The 5,219-nt window shown below is 72.1% G+C and carries 6 protein-coding genes, 1 pseudogene and 1 riboswitch; of the genes and pseudogenes, 2 read left to right on the top strand and 5 right to left on the bottom strand.

Features of this window, described 5'->3' with window-relative positions:
* Positions 1-241 (top strand): annotated as a pseudogene (locus tag HY68_RS42090) (NAD(P)/FAD-dependent oxidoreductase); the annotation flags it as partial.
* Positions 242-281: 40 nt separating this feature from the next.
* Here HY68_RS42090 and HY68_RS19665 read toward each other — a convergent pair.
* The 5 genes from HY68_RS19665 to HY68_RS19645 all read right to left on the bottom strand — a co-directional run bounded on the left by HY68_RS19665 (position 282) and on the right by HY68_RS19645 (position 4,705).
* Positions 282-1,247 (bottom strand): hypothetical protein, encoded by a 966-nt coding sequence (locus HY68_RS19665; protein WP_041990665.1) that lies wholly within the window; start codon positions 1,245-1,247, stop codon positions 282-284.
* 51 nt (positions 1,248-1,298) lie between these two features.
* On the bottom strand, positions 1,299-2,213 hold the full coding sequence (metF, locus tag HY68_RS19660) for a methylenetetrahydrofolate reductase [NAD(P)H] (protein WP_041990663.1): 915 nt from the start codon (positions 2,211-2,213) through the stop codon (positions 1,299-1,301).
* A gap of 65 nt (positions 2,214-2,278) precedes the next feature.
* Complete coding sequence (thiE, locus tag HY68_RS19655) at positions 2,279-2,929, bottom strand: thiamine phosphate synthase (RefSeq protein WP_041990661.1); 651 nt, start codon at positions 2,927-2,929, stop codon at positions 2,279-2,281.
* 97 nt (positions 2,930-3,026) lie between these two features.
* Positions 3,027-3,392, bottom strand: a complete 366-nt coding sequence (locus tag HY68_RS19650; protein ID WP_041990658.1) for an Rv2175c family DNA-binding protein — start codon at positions 3,390-3,392, stop codon at positions 3,027-3,029.
* A gap of 92 nt (positions 3,393-3,484) precedes the next feature.
* Positions 3,485-4,705 (bottom strand): FAD-dependent oxidoreductase, encoded by a 1,221-nt coding sequence (locus HY68_RS19645; RefSeq protein ID WP_041990654.1) that lies wholly within the window; start codon positions 4,703-4,705, stop codon positions 3,485-3,487.
* Positions 4,706-4,819: 114 nt separating this feature from the next.
* Positions 4,820-4,933, top strand: a riboswitch (TPP riboswitch).
* Between HY68_RS19645 and HY68_RS40830 the strand changes: the two genes are divergently transcribed.
* On the top strand, positions 4,931-5,219 hold a 289-nt coding region (locus HY68_RS40830), incomplete at its 3' end, for an FAD-dependent oxidoreductase (RefSeq protein ID WP_041990652.1). Its footprint overlaps the riboswitch before it by 3 nt.

Below are 5,219 nucleotides of genomic sequence, written 5' to 3'. Positions count from 1 at the left end.
CGTGCGCACCCCCGCCGAAACGGCGGAGCAGACGGGCGCCGAGGGAGGCCGGGTGCCGGCCCCGGCCCTGGCGGGCGCAGGAGGCCGACTGCTACAACCGGCGAACGCGACGCGGCTGCGCGGGCTGACCCTGGCGGGCGGCTGGGCACACCCGGGCGGCGGCCTGGCACACGCGGGCATGTCGGGCGCGCTGGCGGCCGGCCTGATCGTCGAGGGGGCGGACTTCCGCGGCTCGCGGTGACGGGGCGTGCGGTGGCCGGCGCACGCGCGCCCGCCGCTGCTCAGTACCGGTACTGCTGCTCGTTGTAGGCATTCGGGTCGTAGCCGTACTGCTGCTGCGGATCTTCCTGCGGCATCGGCGGAACCTGCTGGTCCGCTTCTCGTTGCTGCGGTACCCACACCCCGCCGGGCGGTGTGTCGTTGTACTGCTGAGCGGCATACGGGTCGGCGTACTGCTGCTGGTCCTGGTAACCGCCGTTGGCGTCGTACGCGCCGTACTGCTGGCCGCCGTTGGCCGATCCGGCATACGGGTCGGAGTACGGGGCGTACTGCTGCTGCTGTCCGGTGCCGTAGTCGTACTGCGTCCCATAACCGGCCTGGTCCGTGGGGTACGCCTGCTGCGCCGCGTAGGCGTCCTGGCCGGTGTCCTCCTGCGCCGCGTACGGGGCGTCCTGTGCCGGGTAGGGCCCCTGCGCCGCGTACGGCTGCTGCCCGTAACCCGGGTAGTTCTCGTAGCCGGTGCCGTAGTCGCCCTGCGCGCCCGGGGAGTTGACCGCGTAGCCGGTGCCGGTGTCGTAGACCCCGTACTGGCCGGTGTCGTCGGGCATCGGCTGCGGTTCGTAGATCGAGGCGGGTCCCGTCGCCTCGGCCGTCATCGCCGTCTCGTCGACGGGCGGGTAGTCGACCGGGGTGTACTGGAGATCGCTGACCTCCAGGCTGGGTTCGGCTGTCGCGGCCGGAGCCTGCGCCTTGCGGCGGGGGTTCTCGCGCGGGCTGCCGCCGACCGCCCAGCCGGCCGAGAAGCCGCGGCGGAAGGAGAGCGTCACATACGTCTGACCGACGGCGAACGCGACGGCGCCCAGGGCGATGACGACTATCTGCGGCATCAGCACACCGATGACGACGCCCAGGAATCCGGTGAAGGCGAGCAACCGCCAGCGCAGCCGCGCCTTGTACTGCAGCAGCACCTCGCCGAGCAGCCACAGGGCCACGATGCCGAATGCGATGTAGAGGACCGTCCAGCCCATGCCCGCCCCTCTCCTGCGGCCGCCGCCCCGGGACAGGGCGGGTGCGGCCGGTCACGACTGCTCGTGCAGTCCGAGATTCTCGTAAATTTCGAGCGTCGCAGTGGAGTTGTTGAGTGTAATGAAGTGCAACCCAGGAACTCCCTCGGAGAGGAGTCTCGCGCAGAACTCCGTCGCGAACCCGATGCCAATGGAGCGTACAGCGGCGGGATCATCCTTGACGGAGAGGATCCGCTCTTTCAACTCGGCAGGGAAGACCGCTGTGCTGAGCTGTCGCAGCCGCTCCAGCTGTCCGACACTGGTGACCGGCATGATCTCGGGAATGATCGGAGTCGCGCAACCCGCCGCGGCCACCCGGTCCCGCAGCCGCAGATATCCCTCGGGGTCGAAGAACATCTGGGTGATGGCGTAGTCGGCGCCCGCCCGGCACTTGTCGACGAAGTGCCGGGTGTCGCTCTCCCAGTCGGCCGAGCGCGGATGCATTTCCGGAAATGCCGCCACACCGACACAGAAATCGCCGGACTCCTTGATGAGCCTGACCAGTTCGGCGGCGTACCGCATGCCCTGCGGGTGCTCGACCCACTCGCCCATGGGGTCGCCGGGCGGATCGCCCCGCACCGCGAGGATGTTGCGGATCCCGGCGTCGGCGTACTGGCCGATCATGTTGCGCAGTTCGGCGACGGACTGGCCGACGGCGGTCAGATGGGCGACCGGGGTGAGCGTGGTGTCGGCGGCGATCTGCTGGGTGGCCTTGACCGTGCCGTCACGGGTGGAGCCGCCGGCGCCGTAGGTCACGGAGACGAAGCTCGGGGCGACCGACTCGATCCTGCGCAGCGCGTTCCAGAGGTTCCGCTCACCCTTCGGGGTCCTGGGCGCCCAGAACTCGAACGAGTACGTCGGTCCCGACGCGAGCAGCTCACGCACCGTAGGCGCGTGGGTCGTCCAGGTCGATGGTGTGCCGAAGGCCATAAGTGCAGGTTAGCGGTGTCCGCCGGACAGGCCCAGGCCGGCTGTACGGCGACGGCCGTGGCCGGTCACAGCTCGTGCTCCCTGACGCGCTTGGCGAGCGCGGCGGCAGCGGCGGCCGGGTCGTCGGCGTCCGTGACGGCCCGGACCACGACGATCCTGCGGGCGCCCGCTGCCAGCACCTCGTCGAGGTTGCTGGCGTCGATGCCGCCGATCGCGAACCAGGGGCGGTCCGTGCCGAGCCCCGCCGCGTACCGGACCAGACCGAGGCCCGGCGCGTGCCGTCCCGGCTTGGTCGGGGTGGGCCAGCAGGGTCCTGTGCAGAAGTAGTCGACGCCCGGCTCGACGGCGGCGGCGGCCGCCTCGCTCTCGGCGTGGGTGGACCGGCCGATCAGTGGTTCGGCGCCGAGGATCGCACGGGCGGCGGGCACGGGCAGGTCGCCCTGGCCCAGATGCAGCACATCGGCGCCGATCGCATGCGCCACATCGGCGCGGTCGTTCACCGCCAGCAGCGCTCCGTGCCGGCGGCAGGCGTCGGCGAAGACCTGGAGGTGGTCGAGCTCCTCGGCGGCCTCCAGGCCCTTGTCGCGCAGTTGGACGATGTCCACACCGGAGCTGAGGACGGCGTCCAGGAACTCCGGAAGGTCCCCCTGTCTCGTGCGGGCGTCCGTGCACAGATACAGCCGGGCGTCGGACAGCGACGAGCGGGCAGTGGGCATTCCGGGGTCCCCCGTTGGTTCGGCGCCGTGCGGCGGCGTCGTCACATCACAGCGGCCGCGGTGACCGCGGCGCCGCCGCACTGCGCGCGTGGTGTCGTCAGACGGCGAGCGCCTGGGCCCGGCGCTTCACCTCCGTGCCGCGATTCTCGCTGAGCGCCTGCGCGGGGGTGCCCGGCAGGCTCGGGTCGGGGGTGAAGAGCCATTCCAGCATCTCTTCGTCGGAGAAGTTGTCGTCCTTCAGGAGCGTCAGGGTACCGGCGAGGCCCTTGACGACCTTGTCGCCGTCGATGAAGGCGGCGGGCACCTGAAGCGCCCGGTTCTCCCCACGGCGCACGGCGATGAGCTGGCCTTCCTTCACCAGCTGCCGCACGCGCGTCACCTGGACATCGAGCATTTCCGCGATGTCCGGCAGGTAGAGCCAGGCGGGGACGAGCGCATCGATCTTCATGTCAATCTCAGTCACAGGACAAGCCTGCCATCCCGGACTGACAGACGGTAGCGGGAAAGGGCGGCCGGGCCCGTCAGAGAGGCGTCAGCGACGGCACAGGACGGCGCTCATCGGACGGCCTTCTTCAGGGGCAGGGCCGGATCGGCGACCAGTTCCGGGTCGAGCGCGGCGCCCGCCTCGATGAGTTTGCGGCCCTGGGTCAGATCGCGTGGCCGGCCGACGGCGAGCAGCGCGACCGCGACGCCGTCCCGCAGCCACACCACCGACCAGGCGGCGGTCGCCGGGTCGCCGCGCCACACCAGGGTGTCGGCGGCGGCGTGATGGCCCGCGTACTGCACGAAACGGCCGAACTGCTCGGACCAGAAGTACGGCACCGGGTCGTAGACCCGCTCGCTCTCGCCGACGATCTGCGCGGCGACCGTACGCGGCCCCTGGAGGGCGTTGTCCCAGTGGTGGACGAGCAGCCGCTCGCCGTAGCGGGCGGAGGGGAACGAGGCGCAGTCGCCGACCGCGTACACCCCGGGCGCCGAGGCCCGCAGCCGCTCGTCGGCGGCGATCGCGCCGTCGGAGCCGAGCGCGATGCCGGAGCCGGCCAGCCAGCCGGTCGCGGGCCGGGCGCCGATGCCGACGACGACCGCGCCGGCGGGCAGCTGGCGGCCGTCGGCGAGGATCACCGTGCCCGGTTCGACGCCGGTGACCCGGGTGCCGGTCAGCAGCTCGGCGCCGCTCTCCGCGTACCAGTCGGCCATCGGAGTGGCGACCTCGGCGGGCAGGACGCCGGCCAGCGGCCGGTCGGCCGCCTCGACGACCGTCACGACACACCCGGCCTCGCGGGCGGCGGTCGCGAACTCCGCGCCGATCCAGCCGGCGCCGACCACCACGACCTCGTGCTGTCGCGCGAGCACCGGCCGCAGCCGCTCGGCGTCGTCCAGGGTGCGCAGCGTGTGGACACCGGCCACGTCCTCGGTGCCCGGCAGGACGATCGGCTCGGCCCCGCAGGCGATGACGAGCACGTCGTACGGGACGGGCCCGGCGGCCGTGTCGACCTCGCGCGCCTGCGGACGTACGCCGGTGGCATCGACGCCGAGCCGCAGGTCGACGCCGAGCGCGGCGAAGTCGATGTCGAAGGCGGAGCCCTCTGCGGTGCCGAGCAGCACCGCCTTGGACAGCGGCGGCCGGTCGTAGGGCGGATGCGCCTCGGCGCCGATCAGCGTGACGGGACCGCGGTGGCCGCTCTCCCGCAGCACGACGGCGGTCTGCACGCCCGCCATGCCGGCGCCGACGATGACGACCCGGGGCTGTTCCGTCTGTCTCTGCTCATCGCTCACCCGGTCACCCTATGAGTTACCGGTCACCCGGTGCGGACGAGTCCGTGCAGCGAGCGGGCCACGGCGGGGCACTCCCTTTCGACGCACGGCGGCACGGGGTTACGCTGGCGGCTGACACTACCTCGCGGGAGCCCGGACGCATCGGGCTGAGAGGGAGGCTGCTGCGGCCTCCGACCGTACGAACCTGATCCGGGTCATGCCGGCGAAGGGAGGGGCTGGACGCCCATGCAGTCGTCTCACCCAACTCAGCCATCTCGTCCGGCCGGTGCCGATGTCCTGATCGTCGGGGGCGGGGTCATCGGTCTGGTCACGGCCTGGCGCGCGGCGCAGCGCGGGCTGCGGGTCACGGTCGCCGATCCGGCCCCCGGCGGCGGCGCGGCGCAGGTCGCCGCCGGGATGCTCGCCGCCGTCACCGAACTCCACTACGGCGAGCAGACGCTGCTCGGGCTCAACCTGGCGTCCGTGGAGCGCTATCCGGAGTTCGTCGCGGAGCTGGAGGCGGCGAGCGGCCGGG

The organism is Streptomyces sp. AcH 505, assembly GCF_000818175.1.
In the GTDB taxonomy this organism is placed as follows: Bacteria; Actinomycetota; Actinomycetes; order Streptomycetales; family Streptomycetaceae; genus Streptomyces.
This window is presented reverse-complemented; position numbering and strand designations above follow the sequence as displayed.

Coding starts and splice junctions, on each gene's coding strand:
- HY68_RS19665 (WP_041990665.1), bottom strand. CDS start 1,247: ATGGGCTGGACGGTCCTCTACATCGCATTCGGCATCGTGGCCCTGTGG.
- metF (WP_041990663.1), bottom strand. CDS start 2,213: ATGGCCTTCGGCACACCATCGACCTGGACGACCCACGCGCCTACGGTG.
- thiE (WP_041990661.1), bottom strand. CDS start 2,929: ATGCCCACTGCCCGCTCGTCGCTGTCCGACGCCCGGCTGTATCTGTGC.